This is a genomic window from Pseudomonas sp. Cab53, assembly GCF_018325965.1.
GTDB classification, from domain to species: Bacteria; Pseudomonadota; Gammaproteobacteria; order Pseudomonadales; family Pseudomonadaceae; genus Aquipseudomonas; species Aquipseudomonas chlororaphis_E.
This window is the reverse complement of sequence record NZ_AP021902.1, coordinates 6,164,865-6,189,742: the sequence shown is the minus strand read 5'-3', so window position 1 is coordinate 6,189,742 and position 24,878 is coordinate 6,164,865. Positions and strand designations below refer to the sequence as shown.

The 24,878-nt window shown below is 61.9% G+C and carries 21 protein-coding genes; 10 read left to right on the top strand and 11 right to left on the bottom strand.

Annotated elements, in window-relative coordinates; all coding sequences use genetic code 11:
- Nucleotides 1–87: 87 nt before the first annotated feature.
- On the top strand, nucleotides 88–1,296 hold the full coding sequence (gene zigA, locus KI241_RS27335; RefSeq protein WP_042731755.1) for a zinc metallochaperone GTPase ZigA: 1,209 nt from the start codon (nucleotides 88–90) through the stop codon (nucleotides 1,294–1,296).
- A complete protein-coding gene (locus tag KI241_RS27330; protein WP_042731756.1) occupies nucleotides 1,296–1,943 on the top strand; it encodes a DUF1826 domain-containing protein in 648 nt (215 codons plus the stop codon). Before zigA ends, KI241_RS27330 begins: the two co-directional genes overlap by 1 nt.
- On the opposite strand, the gene KI241_RS27325 is transcribed toward KI241_RS27330, so the two are convergent.
- Nucleotides 1,940–2,293: a hypothetical protein gene (locus KI241_RS27325; protein WP_042731757.1), complete on the bottom strand. Its 354-nt coding sequence runs from the start codon at nucleotides 2,291–2,293 to the stop codon at nucleotides 1,940–1,942. The genes KI241_RS27330 and KI241_RS27325 overlap by 4 nt on opposite strands.
- A gap of 27 nt (nucleotides 2,294–2,320) precedes the next feature.
- Between KI241_RS27325 and KI241_RS27320 the strand changes: the two genes are divergently transcribed.
- On the top strand, nucleotides 2,321–3,286 hold the full coding sequence (locus tag KI241_RS27320) for a CobW-like GTP-binding protein (RefSeq protein WP_212803181.1): 966 nt from the start codon (nucleotides 2,321–2,323) through the stop codon (nucleotides 3,284–3,286).
- Nucleotides 3,287–3,298: 12 nt separating this feature from the next.
- Here KI241_RS27320 and KI241_RS27315 read toward each other — a convergent pair whose 3' ends face one another.
- On the bottom strand, nucleotides 3,299–3,721 hold the full coding sequence (locus KI241_RS27315) for a DUF3301 domain-containing protein (RefSeq protein ID WP_042731759.1): 423 nt from the start codon (nucleotides 3,719–3,721) through the stop codon (nucleotides 3,299–3,301).
- Nucleotides 3,722–3,840: 119 nt separating this feature from the next.
- Here KI241_RS27315 and pdxY point away from each other — a divergent pair, with 119 nt between their 5' ends.
- The gene (pdxY, locus tag KI241_RS27310; RefSeq protein WP_042731760.1) at nucleotides 3,841–4,713 is read left to right on the top strand and encodes a pyridoxal kinase PdxY; all 873 of its coding nucleotides are present in this window, start codon (nucleotides 3,841–3,843) and stop codon (nucleotides 4,711–4,713) included.
- A 66-nt stretch (nucleotides 4,714–4,779) separates the two neighbouring features.
- Here the strand turns inward: pdxY and KI241_RS27305 are convergent, their stop codons facing one another.
- Nucleotides 4,780–5,265, bottom strand: a complete 486-nt coding sequence (locus KI241_RS27305) for an acyl-CoA thioesterase (RefSeq protein WP_042731761.1) — start codon at nucleotides 5,263–5,265, stop codon at nucleotides 4,780–4,782.
- A gap of 274 nt (nucleotides 5,266–5,539) precedes the next feature.
- Here KI241_RS27305 and KI241_RS27300 point away from each other — a divergent pair, with 274 nt between their 5' ends.
- The gene (locus KI241_RS27300) at nucleotides 5,540–7,303 is read left to right on the top strand and encodes a cation:proton antiporter (RefSeq protein ID WP_212803180.1); all 1,764 of its coding nucleotides are present in this window, start codon (nucleotides 5,540–5,542) and stop codon (nucleotides 7,301–7,303) included.
- A 20-nt stretch (nucleotides 7,304–7,323) separates the two neighbouring features.
- Here KI241_RS27300 and KI241_RS27295 read toward each other — a convergent pair whose 3' ends face one another.
- The 3 genes from KI241_RS27295 to uvrD all read right to left on the bottom strand — a co-directional run bounded on the left by KI241_RS27295 (nucleotide 7,324) and on the right by uvrD (nucleotide 11,169).
- Complete coding sequence (locus KI241_RS27295; protein ID WP_042731763.1) at nucleotides 7,324–7,731, bottom strand: SMI1/KNR4 family protein; 408 nt, start codon at nucleotides 7,729–7,731, stop codon at nucleotides 7,324–7,326.
- A gap of 140 nt (nucleotides 7,732–7,871) precedes the next feature.
- On the bottom strand, nucleotides 7,872–8,744 hold the full coding sequence (locus KI241_RS27290) for a Tim44 domain-containing protein (RefSeq protein WP_047735401.1): 873 nt from the start codon (nucleotides 8,742–8,744) through the stop codon (nucleotides 7,872–7,874).
- A 244-nt stretch (nucleotides 8,745–8,988) separates the two neighbouring features.
- Nucleotides 8,989–11,169 carry a DNA helicase II gene (gene uvrD / locus KI241_RS27285; protein WP_212803179.1) on the bottom strand — a complete coding sequence of 727 codons (2,181 nt, stop codon included), beginning with the start codon at nucleotides 11,167–11,169 and terminating at the stop codon, nucleotides 8,989–8,991.
- A 261-nt stretch (nucleotides 11,170–11,430) separates the two neighbouring features.
- On the opposite strand from uvrD, the gene KI241_RS27280 reads away from it, so the two are divergent.
- A complete protein-coding gene (locus tag KI241_RS27280; RefSeq protein ID WP_042732061.1) occupies nucleotides 11,431–14,295 on the top strand; it encodes an EAL domain-containing protein in 2,865 nt (954 codons plus the stop codon).
- 63 nt (nucleotides 14,296–14,358) lie between these two features.
- Here the strand turns inward: KI241_RS27280 and KI241_RS27275 are convergent, their stop codons facing one another.
- The gene (locus KI241_RS27275; RefSeq protein WP_212803178.1) at nucleotides 14,359–14,673 is read right to left on the bottom strand and encodes a hypothetical protein; all 315 of its coding nucleotides are present in this window, start codon (nucleotides 14,671–14,673) and stop codon (nucleotides 14,359–14,361) included.
- Between the two features lie 390 nt (nucleotides 14,674–15,063).
- Here KI241_RS27275 and hexR point away from each other — a divergent pair, with 390 nt between their 5' ends.
- Nucleotides 15,064–15,930 carry a transcriptional regulator HexR gene (hexR, locus tag KI241_RS27270; RefSeq protein WP_003187110.1) on the top strand — a complete coding sequence of 289 codons (867 nt, stop codon included), beginning with the start codon at nucleotides 15,064–15,066 and terminating at the stop codon, nucleotides 15,928–15,930.
- 154 nt (nucleotides 15,931–16,084) lie between these two features.
- Nucleotides 16,085–16,294: a hypothetical protein gene (locus KI241_RS27265; RefSeq protein WP_018613928.1), complete on the top strand. Its 210-nt coding sequence runs from the start codon at nucleotides 16,085–16,087 to the stop codon at nucleotides 16,292–16,294.
- Here the strand turns inward: KI241_RS27265 and KI241_RS27260 are convergent.
- Complete coding sequence (locus tag KI241_RS27260; RefSeq protein ID WP_047735410.1) at nucleotides 16,236–17,198, bottom strand: LysR family transcriptional regulator; 963 nt, start codon at nucleotides 17,196–17,198, stop codon at nucleotides 16,236–16,238. The genes KI241_RS27265 and KI241_RS27260 overlap by 59 nt on opposite strands.
- A 187-nt stretch (nucleotides 17,199–17,385) precedes the next feature.
- Between KI241_RS27260 and KI241_RS27255 the strand changes: the two genes are divergently transcribed.
- Together KI241_RS27255 and oadA are read left to right on the top strand one after the other, a co-directional pair.
- Nucleotides 17,386–18,801 carry an acetyl-CoA carboxylase biotin carboxylase subunit gene (locus tag KI241_RS27255; RefSeq protein ID WP_042730028.1) on the top strand — a complete coding sequence of 472 codons (1,416 nt, stop codon included), beginning with the start codon at nucleotides 17,386–17,388 and terminating at the stop codon, nucleotides 18,799–18,801.
- Between the two features lie 12 nt (nucleotides 18,802–18,813).
- A complete protein-coding gene (gene oadA, locus KI241_RS27250; RefSeq protein ID WP_047735412.1) occupies nucleotides 18,814–20,622 on the top strand; it encodes a sodium-extruding oxaloacetate decarboxylase subunit alpha in 1,809 nt (602 codons plus the stop codon).
- A gap of 196 nt (nucleotides 20,623–20,818) precedes the next feature.
- On the opposite strand, the gene KI241_RS27245 is transcribed toward oadA, so the two are convergent.
- From KI241_RS27245 to KI241_RS27235, 3 genes are all read right to left on the bottom strand, one after another.
- Nucleotides 20,819–22,948 (bottom strand): autotransporter outer membrane beta-barrel domain-containing protein, encoded by a 2,130-nt coding sequence (locus KI241_RS27245; RefSeq protein ID WP_212803177.1) that lies wholly within the window; start codon nucleotides 22,946–22,948, stop codon nucleotides 20,819–20,821.
- Nucleotides 22,949–23,156: 208 nt separating this feature from the next.
- Nucleotides 23,157–23,993 (bottom strand): amino acid ABC transporter permease, encoded by an 837-nt coding sequence (locus KI241_RS27240; protein ID WP_042730031.1) that lies wholly within the window; start codon nucleotides 23,991–23,993, stop codon nucleotides 23,157–23,159.
- Nucleotides 23,990–24,811 (bottom strand): ABC transporter substrate-binding protein, encoded by an 822-nt coding sequence (locus KI241_RS27235; RefSeq protein ID WP_042730032.1) that lies wholly within the window; start codon nucleotides 24,809–24,811, stop codon nucleotides 23,990–23,992. Before KI241_RS27235 ends, KI241_RS27240 begins: the two co-directional genes overlap by 4 nt.
- Between the last annotated feature and the right edge of the window lie 67 nt (nucleotides 24,812–24,878).

Here is a 24,878-nt window from a genome sequence, read left to right as displayed (position 1 = left end):
TATACCTAAGACTCGCCTGGGTCCGAGGACGGGCCGTTGCGCGCGTCCGTCGTGACCCAGGCGGGTTGCCCGATGAGGATAGACCCCATGCCCAATCGCCTTCCCGTCACTGTGCTCTCCGGATTTCTCGGCGCCGGAAAAAGTACCTTGCTCAACCATGTCCTGCGCAATCGAGATAATCTGCGAGTCGCGGTGATCGTCAACGATATGAGCGAGATCAACATCGATGGCAGCGAAGTCCAGCGCGATGTGACACTTAACCGCGCTGAGGAAAAACTCGTGGAAATGAGCAATGGCTGCATTTGCTGCACCCTTCGCGAGGATTTGTTGGAGGAGGTTGGCCGCCTCGCCAGGGAAGGGCGTTTCGATTATCTGCTGATCGAATCCACCGGTATCTCCGAACCGTTGCCGGTGGCTGAAACCTTCACCTTCCGTGATGACCAAGGTCGGAGCCTGGCCGATGTTGCCCGGCTCGACACCCTGGTAACGGTGGTGGATGGGGTGAATTTCCTACTGGATTATCAAGCCGCCGAGAGCCTCGCATCCCGAGGAGAAACATTGGGGGAGGAGGACGAACGCTCCATCACCGACCTGCTGATTGAGCAGGTCGAGTTTGCCGATGTGATTCTGATCAGCAAGATCGACCTGATCAGTCGTGACGAGCGGGAAGAACTGATGGCGATCCTGCAACGCCTCAATGCCCAGGCGCAGGTCATTCCCATGACGATGGGGCAGGTGCCTTTGGGGCGAATCCTCGACACCGGCCTGTTCGACTTTGAGCGCGCCGCCCAGGCCCCCGGCTGGCTCCGAGAAATGCGTGGCGAACATGTGTCGGAAACCGAGGCGTACGGCATTGCCTCGACAGCCTACCGGGCGCGCCGGCCGTTTCATCCCCAGCGCTTTTTCGACTTCATCGACCGGCCATGGACCCAGGGTAAACTCCTACGTTCGAAGGGCTTCTTCTGGTTGGCCAGCAAACCTGAGGAGGCGGGCAGTTGGTCCCAGGCGGGCGGTTTGATGCGGCATGGCTTTGCCGGACGCTGGTGGCGCTTCGTCCCCAAGGACCAGTGGCCACAGGACCCGGAAAGCACCGCGGCGATCATGAACCATTGGCTCGCCGCCACGGGCGACTGTCGCCAGGAACTGGTCTTCATCGGCCAGGGCCTCGATTTTGCCCGACTCACCGCCGAACTGGACGCCTGTCTGCTGACCGATGCGGAAATGGCCCTCGGTGTCGAGGCGTGGCGTCGGTTGCCGGACCCGTTCGGCACCTGGCATGACGAGGTTGCAGCGTGATGGCGGCGCCACTGCTGCACTGCGTCGTGACGCGCCAGGTGCAAGGTGATACCCCGCAGACGCTGGCCCAGGTCTTGGCCGACGACACCAACCTGGCGGTGTGGCAGCGCCAGCTTCCCGCGCACATCAGCGATTTTGCGGCGATGGTGCTGTCGATGGACCAACCTCTCGCCGAATCACGGGTGCTTGAAATACCGGACGACGAGACCGCGCCAAACCTGGCCGGCCTGGCCGCAGGCTTCGTGGATCTGCAAGGCCACGATGGGTTCATCGCTGACGTCGCCTGGCTGGTCAGTGCGTTTGCGTGCTTGCTGGGCGCGCGGCGTGTCGGCCTGCGCCTGCGGACATTGGACAAGGCCATGTGCCCGCGCTTTCACGTGGATCACGTGCCGGTGCGATTGTTGACCACGTATGCGGGCGTTGGCAGCCAGTGGCTTGAGGAAGGCGCAATGGATCGGCGACGGCTTGCCGAGCCCGCGGCGGAGCCTGGCGATCCACGCCTCATCCAGCAGTTTCGCAGCGGTGACGTGGGCTTGCTGAAGGGCGAGAAATGGCACGGCAACGAAGGCCGGGGCCTGATTCATCGCTCGCCGGCGCTTGCCCCGGGGCAGCGCCGGCTGATCCTCACGCTGGATTGGCTGGCTTAAGGGGCGAGCCAGGTGCCCTGGTTCTGCCCCTGGCAAAATGGCTTGAGGTACGCGGCATCGGTGGCCACGCCGTAATAGTGAATATCCTGGCGATAAGGCATATTGGCGACTTGGGCGTTGCTGCAAATGCCGAACGCGCCGCCAGGGCATTGATCAACGTACTGCACGTCGACTTTCTGGCCAGCAAGGTTGGGTTGGCAGAAACCGTCGGCGAACAGCTTCGCTGGGATGTTGCGGTTCTGCTGGCAGACTTTCACATCCAGCCGTTCCGCCTGGCTGTGGACCACGCAAGCCTGGGCCAGCACCTGGCTTGACGCCAGCGCCAGCAACAACCCGCCCATCATCCGCATCTTCACCTCCATCGAAAGCCGTCGATTATGTTGCAGCACATTCCCACCCATGTCATCGCCGGCCCCTTGGGCGCCGGCAAGACCAGCCTGATCCAGCAGTTGCTGGCCCAGCGTCCGGCCAACGAGCGCTGGGCGGTGCTGATCAACGAGTTCGGCCAGATCGGCCTGGACGCCGCGCTGCTGACCCGAGCTGCCGATGGTATCGCACTGGGCGAGGTGGCCGGGGGTTGCCTGTGTTGCGTCAACGGCGTGCCGTTCCAGATCGGCCTGGGTCGACTGCTGCGCAAGGCGCGACCGGACCGGTTGTTCATCGAGCCCTCGGGCCTGGGCCATCCCGTGCAGTTGATGCAGCAATTGAACGAGGCGCCATGGCTCGGCGTGCTGGCGGTGCAACCCTGCGTGTTGGTGCTCGATGCGCGGGCGCTGGCGGACGGCAGGCCAGTGCCCGACGCCCAGCTGGAAACCCTGGCGGATGCGGGATTACTGGTACTGAACAAGTCCGAGACCCTCACACAAGCTGATCGCGAACGTGTGGCCGGGCAATTGCCTGGGCGCGCGCTGCACTGGACCCAACACGCGGCGTTGCCCCTTGATCGATTGCCGGGGCTGGCCGCTCGAGGGCGCGAGGCCGTGGCTCATCCGAAACTGCCCCATGGCGTGGGTGCGCTGCCGGCAGTCTGGAGCGACCCATCGCTGCCGATTTGCCTGTTCCAACAGCAAGAGACTGCCTGGAGCATCGGGTGGCGCTGGCACCCCAGCCAACGGTTCGATACGGCGGCGGTGATCCAGTGGCTGCAAAGCTGCGCCTGGAAGCGGGCGAAGATGGTGATCCACGGCGCCGACGGTTGGTGGTCGGCCAACGCGGTGGAAGGGGCGACGCCGCACTGGCACCCCAGCGAATGGCGACAGGATTCACGGGTCGAGCTGATCTTTGACAGGCCGCAAGACGTGGCTATGTTGCAGGCCGGTCTGGCGACATGCCGGTGCCTCTGAACCTGCGCTGGTTCAGGGCTTCCACTTGTTGTGTTCCTGTCGCCACTGGCTCAGTTCAATGACTTCGGCCCTGGGCCGGGTCTGGACCGGTTCGATCGGTGCGGGTGGGGTTTCTTCGAATGGCATCGGGTAGGGCGCCAGTTCGATGTGCGCACTGTGGGCGCCGAACTGGGTAATGGTGCCCGAGTGGCGGGTTTCGCCCGTGACAGTGAATTCGAAGTTATAAATACGCGCCAAGCGTCGTCGGCCGTTGGCGTCCTTCACGAACCCGATCTTCTTCAGTGCCACGTTGCCGTCGAGCAATTCGATCTTGAGCTGGGCGCAATGCTGCATGACCCTTGCCAGCGCCCGTTCACGCAAACCATGGTTGTGCCACAGCCAGGCGCCGCCGGTGGCCAGCAGCATCAGCACGAAGATGTTTCCAAGGGTCAGCATGAACGAAGTGCTCCAACAAGTTGCCATCAGCTTAACTGTGTCGCCGGTCTGTCGTACAGGCTGCGTTTAGTCGCATACTGCGCGGCTTGAATTTCAATCGTTTTACGGAAACTTCCCGCATGAAACGTACACCTCATCTGCTTGCCATCCAGTCTCATGTGGTATTCGGTCATGCCGGCAACAGCGCCGCCGTGTTTCCGATGCAGCGGGTCGGGGTCAACGTCTGGCCGCTCAACACCGTGCAGTTTTCCAATCACACCCAGTACGGCCAATGGGCCGGAGAGGTGCTGGCGCCGCAGCAGATCCCGGCCCTGGTGGAGGGCATCGCGGCCATCGGTGAGTTGGGTCAATGCGACGCGGTGCTGTCTGGCTACCTGGGCAGCGCCGCCCAGGGGCGGGCGATTCTGACCGGTGTCGCGCGGATCAAGGCGGCCAATCCGAAGGCGTTGTACCTGTGCGATCCGGTCATGGGGCATCCTGAGAAGGGCTGCATCGTGGCGCCCGAGGTGAGCGCGTTTCTGCTGGAAGAAGCCGCTGCCGTGGCGGACCTCATGTGCCCGAACCAACTGGAGCTGGACAGTTTCTCGGGACGCAAGGCGCAGTCATTACTCGATTGTCTGGCCATGGCCCGGGCGTTGCTGATCCGTGGGCCTAAGGCGGTGCTGGTCAAGCACCTGGCCTACCCTGGCAAGCCTGAAGACAGTTTTGAAATGCTGCTGGTGACCGCCGATGGCAGTTGGCACCTGCGCCGGCCGCTGCTGGCCTTCCCGCGTCAGCCGGTGGGCGTGGGTGACCTGACGTCGGGGCTGTTCCTGGCGCGGATACTGTTGGGGGACAGCCTGGTGGCGGCCTTCGAATTCACCGCCGCCGCTGTTCATGAGGTGCTGCTGGAAACCCAGGCATGCGCCAGTTACGAGCTGGAGCTGGTTCGCGCCCAGGACCGCATCGCCCATCCGCGAGTGCGCTTCGAGGCGGTGCCGATCAGCCTCTGATCACCCCAGGCTGCTGCGTGCTTTGTGGGAGCGGACAAGCCCGCTCCCATCTTTTCTGCGGTGCCGTTACGGCCCGTCGGCCTTGATCTCCTGATAACGTTTTTCCAGTTCCTGGCGGATCTGGCGACGTTGTTTGGCCTGTTCGAAGCGGCGTTTCTCCTCGCTGTTCTGCGGTTGCAGTGGCGGGACGGCAGCGGGTTTGCGCTGATCGTCCACCGCGACCATGGTGAAGAAGCAGCTGTTGGTATGGCGCACCGAGCGTTCACGAATGTTCTCGGTCACGACCTTGATGCCGACTTCCATCGACGTGTTACCGGTGTAGTTCACCGACGCGAGGAAGGTCACCAGCTCGCCGACATGAATCGGCTCACGGAAAATCACCTGGTCAACCGACAGCGTCACTACATAGCGCCCGGCGTAGCGGCTGGCACAGGCGTAGGCGACTTCGTCGAGGTATTTGAGCAGGGTACCGCCATGGACATTGCCAGAGAAGTTGGCCATATCAGGGGTCATCAACACCGTCATCGACAGTTGGGCGTTTCCGGGTTCCATAACGTACTCACGGTTCAAGGCAGCGATGTAGGAAGGCACCTCTACGGGCGCTCATGGGGAGGCTGCAGGCGACACACTTTGCATACCACCGATATCGGGACGCTGGGCCTGTGTTTGCCGTCACGCGCCGATGGATCTGTTTCCTTATATTGCACCGTCTTTTTGTCGGAAGTCGCGGTGTTACCCTTCAAAAAGCCCATGTGAGGGCATTTCCTACAACTGAAACGGACTTATCCAGCCCTGCGTTGGGTCATCGGGAACAGGGAGCCGCGCCATGCATGCCATCAGTTTTATCCAGGATCTGGCGATCATCATGATGGTAGCGGGGGTGGTGACTGTACTCTTCCACCGTTTCAAGCAACCGGTAGTGCTGGGCTACATCGTCGCCGGTTTCATCATCGGCCCGCACACGCCGCCATTCGGCTTCATCCACGACGAAGACACGATCAAGACCCTGGCGGAGCTGGGGGTGATCTTCCTCATGTTTTGCCTGGGCCTGGAGTTCAGCCTGCGCAAGCTGTTCAAGGTTGGGGCTACCGCGTTCATCGCGGCATTCCTCGAAATTGTACTGATGATCTGGATCGGCTACGAAATAGGGCGCTGGTTTGACTGGGGCACCATGGACTCGCTGTTCCTGGGCGCGATCCTGGCCATTTCCTCGACGACCATCATCGTCAAGGCCCTCAACGACCTGAAGATGAAGAATGAACGTTTCGCCCAGCTGATCTTCGGCGTCCTGATCGTCGAGGACATCCTGGGCATCGGCATCATTGCCTTGCTCTCGAGTATTGCCGTCAGCGGCACGGTGAGCTCTGGCGAGGTGTTTTCCACGGTCGGCAAGTTGTCGTTGTTCATGATTGTCGCGCTGGTGATCGGCATCCTGCTGGTGCCGAGGCTGCTGGCCTATGTGGCAAAGTTCGACAGCAACGAGATGCTGTTGATTACCGTACTGGGCCTGTGTTTCGGCTTCTGCCTGCTGGTGGTGAAGCTGGAATACAGCATGGTGCTCGGGGCCTTCCTGATCGGCGCGATCATGGCCGAGTCGCGGCAGTTGCTGAAAATCGAGCGGCTGGTAGAGCCGGTGCGCGATCTCTTCAGTGCGATTTTCTTTGTGGCCATTGGCTTGATGCTCGATCCGGCCATATTGCTGCAGTACGCCTGGCCGATTGCCGTGATCACCGCCGCAGTGGTGCTGGGCAAATTGCTGTCCTGCGGGCTCGGCGCCTTCATCGCCGGGAACGACGGGCGTACCTCGTTGCGAGTTGGGATGGGGCTTTCACAGATCGGCGAATTTTCTTTCATCATCGCTTCGTTGGGGATGGCCCTGCAGGTCACCAGCGATTTCCTCTATCCGGTCGCGGTCGCCGTTTCGGTCCTAACCACGCTGATGACGCCTTACCTGATCCGAGCCGCCGACCCGCTGTCCGTAAGGTTGGCGACCGTCATGCCGAAACGTCTGACGCGGGTACTGGGGATGTACGGTGAGTGGTTGCGCAGCATCCAGCCCCAAGGCGAGGGGGCGATGGTGGCTTCGATGATCCGACGGATTCTGCTCCAGGTGGGCGTCAATCTGGCGCTGGTGATCGCGATCTTTGTCTCGGGTGGTTATTTTGCCGAAGGCATGTCGGCTTACCTGCAAGCTTGGATCAGTGACCCAAGCTGGCAAAAAGCGTTGATCTGGGGAGGGGCGTTGCTGTTGTCGCTGCCGTTCCTGATTGCCGCGTACCGCAAGCTCAAGGCGCTGTCGATGCTGCTGGCAGAGCTGGGCGTGAAGCCGGAGATGGCCGGCCGTCACACCCAGCGCGTGCGTCGGGTGATCGCCGAAGTGATCCCGATTCTTTCGTTGCTGATGATTTTCCTGCTATTGGCAGCCTTGTCGGCCAGTATTTTGCCGACCAACAAGCTACTGGTTCTGATCGCCGTGGTGGCCATCGCCGTGGCCGCGCTGCTCTGGCGCTGGTTCGTGCGCCTGCACACACGGATGCAGGTGGCCTTGCTCGAAACCCTGGACAATCACAAGGAGTCGTCCGGGCATTGATTGGCCGCGGCGAGCGTCGATCAGCTTTCCAGCCAGACGTCCCGGGCCCAGTGCCAGACCGATTCCCAGGTTTCCTCGGCGATCAGTTCTTCTTCGGCTTGCCACAGCACCACGGTGCCGTCTTCTTCGACGCAGTAGTAATCGTCGCCATCCTGGCAGATCGGAATCAGGCTGCGGTCGACGCCGGCGTCCCAGGCGTTGGCAGCCACTTCCGGCAGGTAGGTGTGTGACTGTGGGTCGGTAACGGTGACCGGCTCCAGGCTGCCGTAGACGACATCGCTGACGGTCAGCAAAAACTCCCTGAAGACGAACGGGATATCGATGAACAGCTGCTCTTCGATCTCTACCAGCAGGTCTTCGTCGGGCAACTCCAGCGGAACCGGCACGGGTTCGTTGGCTTCACGCAATTGTTCGATGATTTCTTCCACGTCCGGGGATCCTCTTTCTCGATGGCGCGGTTTTGTATGGAGCGGTTTATACAGTAGCTCGCTATAGATGCAACCGCGAAATAGAAAACCCCGGCCGGGGCCGGGGTTCTTTTATTTCAACATGCAAAACGCGCCAAGGTTCAACTGTTCTGGCGGATACCGGCTACCAGCCAAGGCTGGTCATCGCCCTGGGCACGTTCCATGTTCCAGCTTTCGCTGAACGCTTCGCCCTGGTCGAAGCGGGAGTTTTTCGACACGCCGCTGAAGGTCAGGGTGGCGATGGTCTTGTCGGCACGATCATCGACGCCGTCCAACTGCACGTGCAGATTGTCGATGTGAGTGGACTGGAAGCCGTCACCCAACTCGGCACGCTCGCGCTTGAGGAACTCCAGCAGCTGTGGGGTCACGAATTCGGCGATCTTGTCCATCTCGTTCGCGTCCCAATGCTCCTGCAGGGCCTGGAAGTGGCTGCGGGCAGCTTCGACGAAACGCTGTTCGTTGAACCAGGCGGGTGCGTTGATGACCGGACGGGCCGCCACGGGCGCTGCCGAACCACCGAAGATCGAACCGCCAGCGGGTTGCTGGTTGAACACTTCACGCTGCATCGGCGCGCCGGCCGGAGCGAACTGCTCCTGCTGCTTGCGACGGCGGGCGGCGATGAAGCGGAACACCAGGAAGGCGATGACCGCCATGATCAGGATGTCGAAGATCTGCATGCCCTGGAAGCCGTCGCCCATGAACATGGAGGCGAGCAGGCCACCGGCGGCGATGCCGGCCAATGGGCCGAGCCAGCGCGAAGCGCCGCTGGCCTTGGTGGCAGCGCCAGCGGCACCGGCCGCACCGGCGGTGGCCGCCGTGGAACCGGCTGCCGAAGAAGGCGCCATCTGGCTGGTTTGGTGAGTCGGAGCGGCCCCCGAGCTTTTACCACCGCCAAAGCGCTTGGCGGCGTTGGCATCGATGGCCATCGTCAGGCCAATGCACAGCGCCATGGCGATGCTAAGAAAACGTTTCATATAAAGGCATTCCCATTTGTGAATAGCACACGCGCCATGTTGCACAGGTGAAGTGGTGCTGGCTAGCGGCAGAGTGTTTCGGGCTTTTGCGCGACAGGTGAGGTTCAGCTTCAATCGCGCAAGAGGGCTTGTTCGCTTTTGGCTGTAGGAAAGATGCATAAGTTCTGTCGGAGAACTGAAGGCAACCTTGCTGTAGGAACGAGCCTGCTCGCTCCTACAGGGAAAGACCCGCTTTGTGGCCGGTTCAGATCGCTTCGAGCTTGGCATACCCCAGCATCAGCCATTTGCTGCCTTCGCTGAAGTTCACCTGCACCCGGGCCTGGGCGCCGGCGCCTTCGAAGTTGAGGATCACTCCATCGCCGAACACCGAATGCCGTACGGCCTGGCCGAGGCTGAAGCCGGTTTCCGGGATATCGCTGCCACCGAACAGGCTGCTGGTGCCTTGCGACTGGCCGCCGAACGGCCGGCTGACGCTGTTGGACAGGCGCACTTCCTGGATCAGGCCCTTGGGCACTTCACGTACGAAGCGCGACACCTTGTTGTAGGTCTCGCTGCCATACAAGCGTCGGGTCTCGGCATAGGTCATGACCAAGTTCTGCATGGCCCGGGTGATGCCGACGTAGGCAAGACGCCGTTCCTCTTCCAGGCGTCCGGGTTCTTCCAGGCTCATCTTGTGGGGAAACAAGCCTTCCTCCATGCCCACCAGGAACACGTAGGGGAATTCCAGGCCCTTGGCGCTGTGCAGGGTCATCAACTGGATGCTGTCTTCGTGCTCGTCGGCCTGGGTGTCGCCGGCTTCCAGGGAGGCATGCCCGAGGAACGCCGCCAGGGGTGATAGCTCCGCGTCTTCCTCGGTGTTCTCGAAGTTGCGTGCCGCGCTGACCAGTTCCTCAAGGTTTTCCACCCGAGCCTGGCCTTTCTCGCCTTTTTCCGCTTCGTGGTAGGCGATCAGGCCGGACTGTTCGATGACGGTCTGGGTCATCAGGTGCAGCGGCATCTCCACGCACTTGGCGGCCAGGTCTTCGATCAGGTCCATGAACGCCTTCAGTGCGCCGGCCGCGCGCCCGGTGACGCCCTTGTTGGCCACCAACTGGCGCATGGCCTCCCACATGGACACATGGCTGTGGCGTGCGTGATCGCGAATCGCTTCGACGGTCTTTTCGCCAATGCCTCGCGTCGGCACGTTGATCACCCGCTCCAGGGCCGCGTCGTTGCCGCGGCCTTCGATCAGGCGCAGGTAGGCCATGGCGTTCTTGATTTCGGCGCGTTCGAAGAAGCGCTGGCCGCCATAGATGCGGTACGGGATCCGTTCGCGCAGCAAGGCCTCTTCCAGCACCCGCGACTGGGCGTTGGAGCGGTACAGGATGGCGATGTCGCTGCGCGCCAGCCCGGTTTTCAACGCGCTCTCGATGGTTTCCACCACATAGCGGGCTTCATCGTGTTCGTTGAAGGCGGCATAGAGGTTGATGGCCTCGCCTTCGCCGCCGTCGGTCCACAGTTCCTTGCCCAGGCGCCCGGTGTTATTGGCGATCAGGGCGTTGGCGGCCTTGAGGATACCGGCGGTGGAGCGGTAGTTCTGTTCCAGGCGGATGACTTCGGCGTCCGGGAAGTCCGCCGAGTACTGGTGGATGTTCTCGATCTTGGCACCGCGCCAGCCGTAGATGGACTGGTCGTCGTCGCCCACCACCATCAGGCTGTCTCCACCCTTGGCGAGCAGGCGCAACCACGCGTATTGCACGGCGTTGGTGTCCTGGAACTCGTCCACCAGCACATGGCGGAAACGCTTCTGGTAGTGCTCCAGCAGGCCGGGATGATCACGCCACAGGTCCAGCGCCCGCAGCAGCAGCTCGGAGAAGTCGATGACCCCGGCGCGCTGGCAGGCCGCCTCGTAGGCTTCGTAGATGCTGAGCATGGTCGCCAGGAACAGGTCGCCGCTGGCCTGGATGTGTTGCGGGCGCAGGCCTTCGTCCTTCTGGCCGTTGATGAACCACTGGGCCTGGCGGGCCGGCCAGCGCTGCTCGTCCAGGCCCAGTTCGCGGATCACGCGTTTGACCAGGCGTTGCTGGTCGTCACTGTCCAGGATCTGGAAGGTCTGGCTCAGGCCGGCTTCCTGCCAATGGGCCCGCAGCAAGCGGTGCGCCAGGCCGTGGAAGGTACCGACCCACATGCCGGCGGGGTTGATGCCCATCAACTGCTCGATGCGATGCCGCATCTCGGCCGCGGCCTTGTTGGTAAAGGTCACCGACAGGATCGAATGAGGCGAGGCGTTCTCGACCTGGATCAACCAGGCGATACGGTGCACCAGCACTCGGGTTTTACCGGAGCCAGCACCGGCCAGGACCAACTGACGACCCACGGAGGCGGCTACGGCCTGGCGTTGGGCATCGTTGAGGGAATTCAGCAGAAGGGAGAGATCATCGCGCATCGGGGCATTCTAGGGTGCGGCGCCACCCCGGGCAAACTCCGCTTCGCCTGAGCCGATGAAAGATCGTTTGAGGATGACCGGTTGGTCATGGGCTGCAGCCGTTGTCAGTGCTCGCTTGCAGAGGCCGCGGGGTGAGGAACAGGCGAGTATTTTCCGTATTTTTATGAGCTGGAGCAGTGTGGGATGGCCTCGGGCTTGTGTATGCTCGGTGCTCGTTTTCGGGTTCTCCGTGCCCTCTGAATAAGAACAAGAACAGTGCCTATGACCCTTAATTCCGATCTGGCGGGCCCTTGTGTGGAGCCGCGGGTCATTCGCAAGCAGTACGCCACGGAGATGGCGGTAGAGCGTACACGGTTGCTGTACCAGGGCTCGCTGCTGCCTACGCTGTTCATGTTGATCAATGGCCTGGTCTGCGCCGCGCTGCTGTGGGAGCCCCGGCGCTATTTCCTGGTCAGCGTCTGGCTGGTCTGGTTGCTGTCGCTGGTCGCGTTGCGGGTGATCCAGGTCGCCGCGTTCGACTCGGCGATACCCAGCCGCCAGGCACACCCGATCTGGTTGCGCATGTTCCTGCTGGGCTCGGCGATGACCGGCCTGACCCTGGCCGGTGCTGGCATCGCGTTGGTGCCGGCCGACAGCTTCCAGCAGCAGGCCTGGGTATTCGGCCTGATCGGCGCCGCCACGCTCTCGGCCAGTGTCGCCTATGCCGTGAGCCTTCCAGCCTTCCTGTCATTTACCCTGCCGTGCCTGTTGCCGGCCATCGGCTATCTCTTCTGGGGCGGTGATGAGCAGCAGCACGGCTGGGGTTGGCTTGGACTGGTGGTGCTGGTTTCGCTGAGTGTCGTGGCCTGGCAGGTCAATCGGCTGATCCAGAACGGCCTGCTGCGGCGGTTCCAGAACCAGGCGCTGATCGAACACTTGCAACAGGCGCAAGCCCGCGGCGGGCAGCTCAACGAGGCACTGGCCCGCGAGGTCGAGCAACGTCGCACGGCGGAAGACAAATTGCGGGCCGCCCAGGTTGGCCTGGAGGCACGGGTCGCGCAACGCAGCCACGAGCTGGAGCTGGCCAGCCAGGCCCTGAGCAAGAGCGAGGCGCGCCTGGCCCTCGCGCTCAAGGCCAGTGAGCTGGGGTTGTGGGACTGGAATCTGCAAACCGACGAAGTCCACCACACCCAGCTCAAGGAATTGTTCGGCCTGGAGCCCGAGTACGTCACGGCAATGCTCAGCCATCTCACCCCGCGCTTGCATCCCCAGGACCTGCCGGCCCTCAAGCGGGCCCTCGTCGAGCACCTCAAGGGCCGCAGCGAGGATTACCAGATCGAGTACCGCGTGCGTCACGGCGACGGTCACTGGGTCTGGATCGAAGACCGTGGCCGGGCCGTGGAGCGCAGCGCTGGCGGTCGGGTGTTGCGCATGGTCGGCACGCGGCGAAACATCAGCGCTACCAAGGAGCAGGAGCAACAGCGGCAACTGGCGGCCACGGTGTTCGAGGCCGCCAGCGAAGGCATCGTGATTTTCGATCCGGGCTTCGTGCTGCTGGCCGCGAACCAGGCCTTCACCCGGGTGACCGGCTTCAGCATCGACGACATACTCGGCCGCAATGTGGTGGATCTGCCATGCAGTCGCGACGCACGCCGGCACTACCCGGTCATCCGCCAGTCGCTCAAGCAACATGGCACCTGGCAGGGCGAACTGGTGGAAGCGCGGGCCAACGGCGAGCTGTATCCGCAGTGGCTGCACCTGAACGTGGTGCGTGATGCCCGGGGCAATGTCAGCCATATCGTCGGCTTCTTTGCCGATCTTTCAGCGCGGCGCGAATCCGAAGAGCGGATGCGCTACCTGACTCACTACGACGAATTGACCGGGCTGGCGAACCGTTCACTGTTTCGCGAACGCTTGCAGGAAGCGCATCAGCGGGTACGCCAGGGTGGACGGCGCAGCCTGGCGCTGCTGCACATCGATCTGGACCGCTTCAAATTGCTCAACGACAGCCTGGGTCACGACATCGCCGACCAGTTGCTGCAGAAAATGGCCCGTCGCCTGATCAATGCGCTGCCCGAGGCCGACACCATTGCCCGCTTGTCCGGCGATGAGTTCGGCGTACTGTTCGATGCCTATGGCAATCTCTCCAGCCTGGCGCGGGTCGCCACGCGGCTGTCGGCCAAGTTGCGCTTGCCGCTGACCATCGAAGGCCATGAGCTGGTGGTCAGCGCGTCCATTGGCATCAGCCTGCTGCCCGACAATGCGCGGGAAGTCTCCGCACTGGTCAGCCAGGCGAACATGGCCATGCAACATGCCAAGCACTTGGGCGGCAACAACTTCCAGTTCTACACCGACAGCCTCCAGGCCAGCACCCTGGAGCGCCTGCAGTTGGAGAACCAGCTGCGCAAGGCCCTTGAAGAGCAGCAACTGAAGGTCTTCTATCAACCCAAATTGTGCCTGGCCACCGGCCGCCTGAATGCCGCGGAGGCGTTGGTGCGCTGGGACCATCCAGCCATGGGGCGGGTCCCGCCGGGCGACTTCATCGGGCTGGCCGAGGAAACCGGGCTGATCGGGCCGATTGGCGAGTTCGTGTTGCGCCAGGCGTGCTGGCAGGCGTGTGAATGGCAGCGCCAGGGGCTCGCGCCGATCAGGGTATCGGTCAACCTGTCGGTGCATCAGTTGCGCCAGGGCAAGTTGGTCAGCCTGGTACGGCAGGTGCTGGAGGAAACCGGGCTGGAGCCTCGGTATCTGGAGCTGGAACTGACCGAGAGCCAATTGCTCGACAGCGTCGAACATATCATCGCTACGTTCCAGCAACTGCGCGACCTGGGCGTGACGCTGGCGATCGACGACTTTGGCACGGGCTATTCGTCCTTAAGCTATCTCAAGCGGATTCCCGTGGACTACGTGAAGATCGATCAGGCCTTCATTCGCGGGTTGGGGGAGGGCAGTGAGGATGCGGCGATCACCCGGGCAATCATCGCCATGGCACATGGCTTGTCGTTGAAGGTAGTGGCCGAAGGCGTGGAGCGGGAAGATCAGTTGGCGTTTCTCAGGAACGAGCAGTGCGATGAGGTGCAGGGCTACCTGATCAGCCAGCCGATCGAGGCGCAAGGGCTTGGGGACTTGTTGAGGGCTCAGCACTGATTGTACGGGAAACTTCCCACCAACCCTTTATTAAGTTGGTGGGAAGTCAGGAAGCGCTGTTTTTTAATCGGTAATCAGAACGTTATCGATATGGTGCAATAATTCGCCTTCGTAGAAAATACTGACGCCGGTTACATTGGAATTGCCACTGACTTTATATTCGACAGGTTTGTCGGTAATGACTTGCAAATGCATGCCGTCAGAAGTTTCAAGTTTCAACTCCAGGCGCAGGTCGAAGGATTTGTCTTGTACCTGGCTGCGCTCCAGCTTCGGTGTAACGCCGGCGTGGGGCACGGTAACGGTGCCCTTGGTACGGAAGAAAGCGTCGCCGGGCGTGCGGTTGATGTGTGCGGTCCAGTCTTTGGTTTTAATGTTCATGGTGTCACTCCTTTGAGAATGTATTGGCTTCCTGCGGACTCAATATAACATCCGACCAAGAATGAGAAATCACCCAGGCTGTTTCATTTGTAAGTTGATTTATTCGGGCTTTAATCGACGCAGTAAACTTCCAGGCCAATACAGTAACTTGCAACTAGACAGTTGACCGTTAACCGCGTGAGCGACGGTCGGCAGCGCAGGGACGGGCGGAACCGCCGCCAGGCGATCGCGCGGCGCCACGCTTAGGTGGCTACATCGGGGATCTTCGGCTAAAACAAAGGCGCAGCGCGGTGATTCAGTTACGTTTAGGGCAGGCAAAAAGCCAATTCTTGTAGTATAACTACAAGCTTGCTACATCCCGGCACCTGCCAATAACAAGAGTCCAGCCCTTTGAACCTGTTGCAACACATCGCCCAGTCACGCCACCTGCTGCGCAAATCGGAGCTGAAGGTCGCCGATCACGTGCTGCTCGACCCTGCGGCCGTCATGCACAGCTCCATGGCAGACCTTGCCCACAGCGTAGGCATCAGCGAACCGACCATCGTGCGCTTCTGCCGGGCCATCGGCTGCTCGGGGTTCCAGGACCTGAAACTGAAGCTGGCGCAAAGCCTCGCGGCCGGTGCCAGCTTCGGCCAGTTTGCGATCCACGAAGACGATTCGGTCGCCGACTACAGCCTGAAAATCTTCGACACCACCCTCCACACCTTGATGGAGGTGCGCGAGAAGCTCGACCCTGTGGCCTTGCAGAAAGCCGTCACGGCGATGTCCCAGGCCCAGCGCGTGGAGTTTTATGGCTTCGGCGCGTCAGGCGCGGTGGCCGCCGATGCCCAGCACAAGTTTTTCCGGCTGCTGCTGACGGCGGCGGCCTATTCCGATCCGCACATGCAGGCGATGTCGGCCGTGACCTTGAAACCCACCGACGTTGCTATCTGCATCTCGCAGTCGGGACGCTCCAAGGACTTGCTGATCACCGCCAACCTGGTGCGCGAGAGCGGCGCTTCGCTGATCACCTTGTGCCCGAGCCAGACGCCCCTGGCGGAACTCTCCACGGTGAACCTGGCAATCGACGTGCACGAAGACACCGAAATCTACACCCCGTTGACCTCGCGCATCGCCCACCTGGTGGTAATCGACGTGTTGGCGATGGGCGTTGCCATGGCCCGCGGGCCGAGCCTGGTCAATCATCTCAAGAGCGTGAAGCGCAGTTTGCGCAGCCTGCGTTTGTCGCCCAAGTCGGTGAAGGCGCTGGATGACTGAGTTCTGAGGGCCGAAGCTTCTGTGGCCAGGCGCAGGCGTGCTCACCACAGGGCGGTGGTCGCTCCGAATTCATTGTTCTGTCATCCACGCGCCGCCAAACGGTCATCCCGTGCCTGCATCGTAAAGCTCCCGTATACGTCTTGGGAGTCTCGATATGACCCAGTCCTACGAAGAACGCAGCGCCGTCAAAACCCGTCGTCAGCAAGAAGACCAGCGCCGCATGGCGTTTCGTCGTGCGATCGAAGACCGCTACGAACAGCGCCAGCTCCTGGCTGAAATCAGCGAATTCCCTGACGCCGCAGAATTCAATTACTGGCAGGCAACGCCGGCGGCTTCCCGTCGAAACGCTCAACCAGGGCGCTGATCTGAGCGCGTTCGCCGCGCACGAACGCCAGGAAGGCGTGCGCCACGGGTGACAGGCGTTTAGCCCGGGCCTGCACCAGGCACCAACTGCGGTACAGCGGCAGTTCCTCCACCGGCAGCTCGACGAGTGCGCCGGACGACAGTTCCCGGCTCACGGCGTGGCGCGTCAACAGCGCCACGCCCAGCCCGGCCACCACGCATTCGCGCTGAGCCTCGGCCGAAGCGACCTCCAGCGTCTGGGTGAAATGCACCCGCTTTTCCTTGAAGTATTCCTCGCAAGCCAGCCGCGTGCCTGAGCCCGGCTCGCGCAGCAGCAGTGTGTAGGGCTCCAGGTCCTGCAGGCGCAGGGGGCCCATGTGGCACAGCGGATGGTCCGGGGGCGCGACGGCGACAATCGGGTTGTTGAGGAACGGCAGGAACTCCAGGCCCATGTCCTGGGGCACCATGGACATGATCACCACGTCGTCGCGGTTGTCTGAAAGCCGCCGGATGACCTGGCCGCGATTGACTACCGTGAGGCTCAGGTTGACCTCCGGGTGCTGGCGCTTGAACGCGGCGAACAGGTGCGGGACGAAGTATTTGGCGCTGGACTCCACCGCCAGCTTCAACTGGCCTTGCAGCGAACCCTGCATGTCCGACAGCTGCATGTCGAGGTTTTCCAGGCGCCCGAAGATGTCCCGGCTGGCGCGTTGCAAGGCTTCGGCGGCTTCGGTCATGTAGAGTTTTTTGCCGACGTACTCGAACAGCGGCTGGCCGATCAGCTCTTCCAGGGATCGAATCTGTAGGCTGACGGCCGGTTGTGTGAGAGACATTTCGTCGGCAGCCCGGCTGTAGGACCTCAGGTCGCACACCTCATTGAAAATCTGCAACTGACGCAATGTCATACGCATCAATGACTTACGCATTCTCTAAACACTCGAGGCCAAGGCGGATAGCGCAACTATAAGTCTTTGCTTATGCGTGACCCAATAAATATTCATTTTTGTTAATCAACGCTCGGGACTAGTGTGGAGCTGCGACCAATTGTTACATCTGGTCACGCGTCGGCCTGGGACCCAGGCCGTGGTATCACCGGCTCAAGGGAACCTCCAATTGATAACAAAGATCCTGATCGCCAACCGTGGTGAGATTGCCGTCCGAATCGTGCGCGCTTGCGCCGAGATGGGCATTCGCTCGGTCGCGGTCTACTCCGACGCAGACCGCCATGCGTTGCACGTCAAGCGTGCGGACGAGGCCCACAGCATCGGCGCCGATCCGCTGGCCGGTTACCTCAACCCGCGCAAGTTGGTGAACCTGGCGGTGGAAACCGGCTGCGATGCGCTGCACCCCGGCTACGGTTTTCTCTCGGAAAACGCCGAACTGGCAGACATCTGCGCCGAACGCGGAATCAAATTCATCGGCCCGGCGGCGGAAGTCATTCGCCGCATGGGCGACAAGACCGAAGCGCGCCGCAGCATGATCAAGGCCGGTGTGCCGGTCACGCCCGGCACCGAAGGCAACGTGTCGGGCATCGAGGAAGCGCTCAGCGAAGGAGACCGCATCGGTTACCCGGTGATGCTCAAGGCCACGTCCGGTGGCGGCGGGCGCGGTATCCGTCGTTGCAACAGCCGCGAAGAACTCGAACAGGCGTTCCCGCGGGTGATCTCCGAAGCCACCAAGGCGTTCGGATCGGCGGAAGTGTTCCTGGAAAAGTGCATCGTCAACCCCAAGCACATCGAGGCGCAGATCCTCGGTGACAGCTTCGGCAACGTGGTGCACCTGTTCGAGCGTGACTGCTCGATCCAGCGCCGCAACCAGAAGCTGATCGAAATCGCCCCGAGCCCGCAACTGACCCCCGAGCAGCGCGCCTACATCGGCGACCTGTCGGTACGCGCCGCCAAGGCCGTAGGCTACGAGAATGCCGGCACCGTGGAGTTCCTGCTCGCCGAGGGCGAGGTGTACTTCATGGAGATGAACACCCGGGTGCAGGTCGAACACACCATCACCGAAGAGATCACCGGCATCGACATCGTGCGCGAGCAGATCCGCATCGCGTCCGGGTTGCCGCTGTCGGTCAAGCAGGAAGACATCCAGCACCGCGGCTTTGCGTTGCAGTTTCGTATCAATGCCGAGGACCCGAAGAACAACTTCCTGCCCAGCTTCGGCAAGATCACCCGTTACTACGCCCCCGGCGGCCCCGGCGTGCGCACCGACACGGCGATCTATACCGGCTACACCATTCCGCCGTTCTACGATTCGATGTGCCTGAAACTGGTGGTCTGGGCATTGACCTGGGAAGAAGCGATGGACCGAGGCCTGCGGGCCCTGGATGACATGCGTCTGCAGGGGGTCAAGACCACCGCGGCGTACTACCAGGAGATCCTGCGCAATCCGGAATTCCGCAGCGGCCAGTTCAATACCAGCTTCGTCGAAAGCCATCCTGAACTGACCAACTACTCGATCAAGCGCAAACCCGAAGAGCTGGCCCTGGCCATCGCCGCCGCCATTGCCGCCCACGCAGGCCTGTAAGGAATCATGACAATGTCCAAGAAGATCCACGTTACCGACACAATCCTGCGCGACGCTCACCAATCGCTGCTTGCCACCCGCATGCGCACCGAAGACATGCTGCCGATCTGCGACAAGCTCGACAAAGTCGGCTATTGGTCGCTGGAAGTCTGGGGCGGTGCCACCTTCGACGCCTGCGTACGCTTCCTCAAGGAAGACCCGTGGGAGCGCCTGCGCCAATTGCGCGCGGCCTTGCCCAACACCCGCCTGCAAATGCTGCTGCGCGGCCAGAACCTGCTGGGTTACCGCCATTACAGCGATGACGTGGTCAAGGCGTTCGTTGCCAAGGCCGCCGTCAACGGCATCGATGTGTTCCGCATTTTCGACGCGATGAACGACGTGCGTAACCTGCGGGTGGCCATCGAGGCGGTGAAAGCCGCTGGCAAGCACGCCCAGGGCACCATCGCCTACACCACCAGCCCGGTGCACACCATCGAGGCCTTCGTGGCCCAGGCCAAGCAAATGGAAGCCATGGGTTGCGACTCGGTGGCGATCAAGGACATGGCCGGTCTGCTGACCCCGTTCGCCACCGGCGAGCTGGTCAAGGCGCTCAAGAGCGAGCAGTCGTTGCCAGTGTTCATCCACTCCCACGACACCGCCGGCCTGGCTGCGATGTGCCAGCTCAAGGCGGTGGAAAACGGCGCCGACCATATCGATACCGCGATCTCCAGCTTCGCCTGGGGCACCAGCCATCCGGGCACCGAATCGATGGTCGCGGCCCTTAAGGGCAGCGAATTCGACACCGGCCTGGACCTGGAGCTGTTGCAGGAGATCGGTCTGTACTTCTACGCCGTGCGCAAGAAGTACCACCAGTTCGAAAGCGAGTTCACCGCCGTGGACACTCGCGTGCAGGTCAACCAGGTGCCGGGCGGGATGATTTCCAACCTGGCCAACCAGTTGAAAGAGCAAGGCGCGTTGAACCGTATGAACGAAGTGCTGGCGGAGATCCCGCGGGTGCGTGAAGACCTTGGCTTCCCGCCGCTGGTGACCCCGACCTCGCAGATCGTCGGTACCCAGGCGTTCTTCAACGTGTTGGCCGGTGAGCGCTACAAGACCATCACCAACGAAGTGAAGCTGTACCTGCAGGGCGGCTACGGCAAGGCACCGGGGGCGGTGAACGAGAAGTTGCGCCGCCAGGCCATCGGCAGCGAAGACGTGATCGATGTGCGCCCGGCCGACCTGCTCAAGCCGGAAATGACCAAGCTGCGGGGCGAGATCGGCGCGCTGGCCAAGTCCGAAGAGGACGTGCTGACCTACGCCATGTTCCCGGACATCGGCCGCAAGTTCCTCGAAGAGCGCGAAGCCGGCAGCCTGACGCCCGAGGTCCTGCTGCCCATTCCTGAAGCGGGCAGCGTGGGCTCGGTCGGCGGCGAAGGCGTACCGACCGAGTTCGTCATCGACGTCCACGGCGAAACCTACCGTGTGGACATCACCGGTGTCGGCGTGAAGGCCGAAGGCAAGCGCCACTTCTACCTGTCCATCGACGGCATGCCGGAAGAAGTGGTGTTCGAACCGCTCAACGAGTTTGTCGGCGGTGGCGGCAGCAAGCGCAATCAAGCCACCGCGCCAGGCCACGTCAGCACCACCATGCCGGGCAACATCGTCGATGTGCTGGTCAAGGAGGGTGATGTGGTCAAGGCCGGTCAAGCCGTACTGATCACCGAAGCCATGAAAATGGAAACCGAAGTGCAGGCGGCTATCGCCGGCAAGGTCACCGCCATTCATGTGGCCAAGGGCGACCGGGTCAATCCGGGCGAGATCCTGATCGAGATCGAAGGCTGAATTAACAGCCTCGATCCAGCGTTTTAACCTCGGGGGGGCATGGGCTCCCCTTTTTTTTGCCTGGATTTTTCGCGGCCCCGGTGGGAGCGAGCTTGCTCGCGAAGGCGGTGTGACAGCCACCACAAATGTCGGATGTACCGACGCTTTCGCGAGCAAGCCCGCTCCCACAAAGATTGCGGCGCTGTCACTAAGCTAGTCAGAACATCATTCGCCATTGCCCCATTACTGCACCGTTGCGGTTGTCCTGGCCGGTTTCACCCTTGTAGCTGAGCCCCACTGTGTGGCGTGGCGAAACCGTCAGGTCCAGCCCAGCTTCCAGGAGCAGGCTATCGCGGTCCAACTCGATGCCGTCGACGGTGTAGGTCTTGCCGCCACCGACTAGGCGTTGACGGGAGTGGCCGCGCAGGTCGCCATAGGTGTGCTTCCAGCCGACGCTCAGGCGGGGTGTCAGTCGCGCGCCCTGGTCAAGCACGAAGGGGCGGGTCAGGTGCAGGCCCAGGTCACTGTTGTAATGGTCTTGGGCCTGGCGCTCGTAATGCAGCGCGGCGTCACCGCCTTTCTCTCTGAAGTCATCGCGTTGGTAGCGCTGGTAGCCCACTTGGACATAGGGCTCGACATCGAAATGGCCGACATCCAGGTTGTAGCCGACTTGCCCAAAGACCTGCTGTGTCGTGGCATCGTACCGCCCCTTGAGGCGATCGCTGAAGCCGTTGAAGGCAACGTGGCGCTTGGTGCCGCCGTCGTGGCTGCCATACACCGCGCCCAGGCGCAGCGCCAGCGGTCCGTCCTGACGCAGGGCGTAGGCGCCCACGTGCCAGCTGTCGAGCCGGCCATCGAATCGATGACCGTCCAGCCGCGTCTCGCTCTTGCCACCGGCGATTCCCAGCCGCCAAGTCGGCCTGATTGCCCAATCGGTCCCCAACAGCACGCCTGTAGTCGAATGCTTCAGGGCGAAGTCATCCAGGTGCTTGCCAATGCGCCCGCTGTTGCCAATGGCCTGGATCCAGACCTGACCGTTGCCATCGGTGCCTTGCAGAGTGTTCTGGCCCATGGCCGCGAGCATCCCGGTGCTGATGGGAGCGATGCTGCTCAGGGTGGCGCTGCCCAGGTCGGCCGCGTCATAGCCCGCCAACTGATCGATGGCGTCGGCAGCGATCGTCAGGTTGGTACCGAGCAGGGCGTTGATGGCGGTGTTGAGTTTTGACTCCGGGGTGTCTGTCTGTGCTGGGTCGACGGAGGCTTGAGCGATGGGTTGCAGGGGGGCGACAAGCGGATCTGCCGTTGTTGCTGTTTCCGGCTGGACCGCCGCCTGGGCAACGCTGGGCACTGCGGTAGGCTCGGGTGCTGTCGGTTTGACCTGCTGCAGGTCTTCAATAGCCTCCACAAACGATTGCCCGTTTTCAGTCGTCACCACCTGCGTGACCGGTACGTCGTTGCGGGCATAGGTCAGGCTGACTTGGGTTTCGGCAGAGTAGTCAGGTGTCACCGTCATGAATGCCAGGTCGCTGTCTACCTTTGCGAATTTCCCCACGACCTGCTTCGCATCGATCACCACATGCTGGCTGCTGCCCACGTATTCGCCCGGTGCGGTGACGACCTTCAGGGTCGCGTTGCCCAGTGTCGCGACACCACCGACCTTGATCGTGGCGCTGCCACCCTCGGTGTTGACGCCATAGACCAGGGTTGCGCTCTTCGACAGCGCCAGGTTCCTGGTAACCGTTGGGGCGCCGTTCTGCGGGTTGACCACCAGCTCACCCGCTACGTTCAGCGATTCGACCGTTCCGGCGCCGCTGAACCTGCCTTTGGCCTTCACGAACACAGGCCCCTCCACAGTGCCTGAGTTATCAAACTTGCCCAGCACCTGTACCTCGCCGCCCATATGCCCGGTGTTGATCAGGCTGGCTTTCGGTTCGACCAGGCTTTTGCCGTCGAACCTCACGGTGTTCGTCCATTCTCCCTGTCTGACATGCAAGTCCTGGAAGTTTCGGACTTCGTCCAGCAGGCCTCCCGCGCCGGTATCCAGTTGCAAGACGTTGATGCCGCCTCCACCCTCGCTCGGGCCGATGAGTTTGCCGCCGTCGCTCACGATGACCCAATCGTTGTCGTCGCCTTTTTCCAGGGTGACCTCTTGGGTGATCTTGTCGCGGTGTGTGAGCGGCGCATTGGCGAAGGCCTTGAGGCGAGCCTGCATCTGGGCGGCGGTTTCGGAGGCTGGCGACGCAACGCCTTCGGCGGTTGATTGAGCCATTGAAACGTCGGCGTGGCCGAGCGCCAGGGCAATCGCCAGCGCAAGGCAGTGGGGAGCGTACAAAGGTTGGATAGGCATCGGTGTGGACCCTCATGAACAGAGTCCACACTGTAAAAACGCAGCCCGAAGCGTGATGCCAGCCAACTCCGAGTCAGGAGCAAGACACACCGGATGAAATCTGTAGGCCACTCATAAAGCCATTTACGCATTTGCGCATTGGCCTCCAGGATCCGCAGCTTTGCCCTACAGCATCCTCGGATCCATCGGTTTGACCCGCCGCGCAACGTCAACCGCGCTTGAGATACGCCTTCCCATAATGCCGTTCCATCCGCGCCTGGATCAGTTCCAGCGCGATGGACATCAGCCAGTAGATGATCGCTGCCGTGGTGAGCATTTCGATGTAGCGATAACTGGAGCGCCCGTAGGACTGCGCCAGGAACATCACTTCCCAGACGCCCATCACCGAGATCAGGGAGGAGTCCTTGAGCATGGAGATGAACTGGTTGGTGGTGGGCGGGATGATGGTGCGCATGGCTTGGGGCAGGGTGACGCGCCAGAACATCACGGTTTCACTCAAGCCCAGCGCCAGGGACGCTTCGCGCTGGCCGTGGGGAACGCCCACGATGCCGGCGCGGAAGATTTCGCTCAGGTAGGCGCCGTAGTTCAGCGACAGGGCGATGATCCCGGCGGTGACGGCGCCGGGCACCACGCCCAGTTGTGGCAGGCCCAGGTAAATCAGCAGGATCTGGATCAGCAGCGGCGTGCCACGAAAGAACGACGCATAGAAACTGGCGATGCCGAACGCCACCGCACTGCTGGACAGGCGCGCCAGGGCGGTGATGAAGCCGAGCAACGACGAGGCGACGATCGAACACAGGCACAGAAACAGCGTCAGCACCGCCCCTTGCAGGAAACCGTTGGGGGCCAGGTGCAGCCCCAGCAGGTTCGGCAGTTTGTCGAGGATGATGGAAAACTTCAGGTCGAAGCTCAGGAAGAAGCTTGCGAACAGCACCAGCATCGTGGCCCAGGTCAGGTATAGCCGGGTGCGGAAACCGAAGATTTTCTGCAGACGCGACTCGGCCACCGGTTGCGGTGGCCGAGAAGGGGACGGGAAAGAGGTCATTGAGTGATGTCGGCGCCGATCCATTTCTGCGAGAGTTTGCTCAAGGTGCCGTCCTGTTTCAACTGGGTGAAGACTTCACGCACCTTGGCGTCCCACTGGGCATCGCCTTTTTCGATGGCCACCGAGTTCGGTTCGGCGTACAGCGCTTCGCCGGCCAGTTTGAAGCGCTTGTCCTGCGTCAGGCGTGGCTGTGCGGTCACCAGGTTGGTCAGCACCGCGTCCAAGCGCACGCCGGCACCCAGGCCCAGGTCCTGGAACGCGACGTTGTCGGTGTCGTACGGGGCGATCTGGACATTGTCGAAGGGGTAGCTCAACTGGGTGTCTTCGGCGCCTTCGATCACCAGGTTCTTGTTCAGGTAGCTTTCGTAGCTGGAGGCGCTGGTGAGGCCGACTTTCTTGCCGCTCAGGTCCTTGGCGCCATGGATGCTGTCGTCCTTGGCGTTGACCACGATCACCGCCGGCGAGGCGTAGTACTGCACCGGGAAGTCGAACACCTCGGCGCGCGCCTTGCTCGGGGTCATGGAGCAGATGCAGATGTCATACCGGCCGCTCCAGTGTCCGGCCGCGATCACGTCCCAGGACGGTGTTTCCAGGCGCAGCTTCACGCCCAGTTTCTCGGCCACGGCCTTGGCGACGTCCACGTCGAAACCGTCGAGCTGGTTCTGTTCGTTCAGGAACGAGAAGGGTGGATAGCTTTCCATCAACACGCCGACCAGCTCTTTTTTCTGTTCGATGCGGTCCAGGGTGGCGCCGGCGAACGCCTGCGATGAAGCGGCCAGTAAGGTCAGGCCCAGGGCCAACAAAGGTTGAAGTTTCATGTGCAGTCCCGGGTAAAAAATAAGTTGTAGTCAGCCGATGGCTGCGTATTAAATAGTTATAAGAACA

Coding starts and splice junctions, on each gene's coding strand:
- KI241_RS27320 (WP_212803181.1), top strand. CDS start 2,321: ATGTTGCAGCACATTCCCACCCATGTCATCGCCGGCCCCTTGGGCGCC.
- zigA (WP_042731755.1), top strand. CDS start 88: ATGCCCAATCGCCTTCCCGTCACTGTGCTCTCCGGATTTCTCGGCGCC.
- uvrD (WP_212803179.1), bottom strand. CDS start 11,169: ATGCGCGATGATCTCTCCCTTCTGCTGAATTCCCTCAACGATGCCCAA.
- KI241_RS27300 (WP_212803180.1), top strand. CDS start 5,540: ATGCATGCCATCAGTTTTATCCAGGATCTGGCGATCATCATGATGGTA.
- KI241_RS27235 (WP_042730032.1), bottom strand. CDS start 24,811: ATGAAACTTCAACCTTTGTTGGCCCTGGGCCTGACCTTACTGGCCGCT.
- pdxY (WP_042731760.1), top strand. CDS start 3,841: ATGAAACGTACACCTCATCTGCTTGCCATCCAGTCTCATGTGGTATTC.
- KI241_RS27245 (WP_212803177.1), bottom strand. CDS start 22,948: ATGCCTATCCAACCTTTGTACGCTCCCCACTGCCTTGCGCTGGCGATT.
- KI241_RS27275 (WP_212803178.1), bottom strand. CDS start 14,673: ATGAACATTAAAACCAAAGACTGGACCGCACACATCAACCGCACGCCC.
- KI241_RS27290 (WP_047735401.1), bottom strand. CDS start 8,744: ATGAAACGTTTTCTTAGCATCGCCATGGCGCTGTGCATTGGCCTGACG.
- KI241_RS27265 (WP_018613928.1), top strand. CDS start 16,085: ATGACCCAGTCCTACGAAGAACGCAGCGCCGTCAAAACCCGTCGTCAG.
- KI241_RS27330 (WP_042731756.1), top strand. CDS start 1,296: ATGGCGGCGCCACTGCTGCACTGCGTCGTGACGCGCCAGGTGCAAGGT.
- KI241_RS27315 (WP_042731759.1), bottom strand. CDS start 3,721: ATGCTGACCCTTGGAAACATCTTCGTGCTGATGCTGCTGGCCACCGGC.
- oadA (WP_047735412.1), top strand. CDS start 18,814: ATGTCCAAGAAGATCCACGTTACCGACACAATCCTGCGCGACGCTCAC.
- KI241_RS27280 (WP_042732061.1), top strand. CDS start 11,431: ATGACCCTTAATTCCGATCTGGCGGGCCCTTGTGTGGAGCCGCGGGTC.
- KI241_RS27325 (WP_042731757.1), bottom strand. CDS start 2,293: ATGCGGATGATGGGCGGGTTGTTGCTGGCGCTGGCGTCAAGCCAGGTG.
- KI241_RS27240 (WP_042730031.1), bottom strand. CDS start 23,993: ATGACCTCTTTCCCGTCCCCTTCTCGGCCACCGCAACCGGTGGCCGAG.
- KI241_RS27305 (WP_042731761.1), bottom strand. CDS start 5,265: ATGGAACCCGGAAACGCCCAACTGTCGATGACGGTGTTGATGACCCCT.
- KI241_RS27260 (WP_047735410.1), bottom strand. CDS start 17,198: ATGCGTAAGTCATTGATGCGTATGACATTGCGTCAGTTGCAGATTTTC.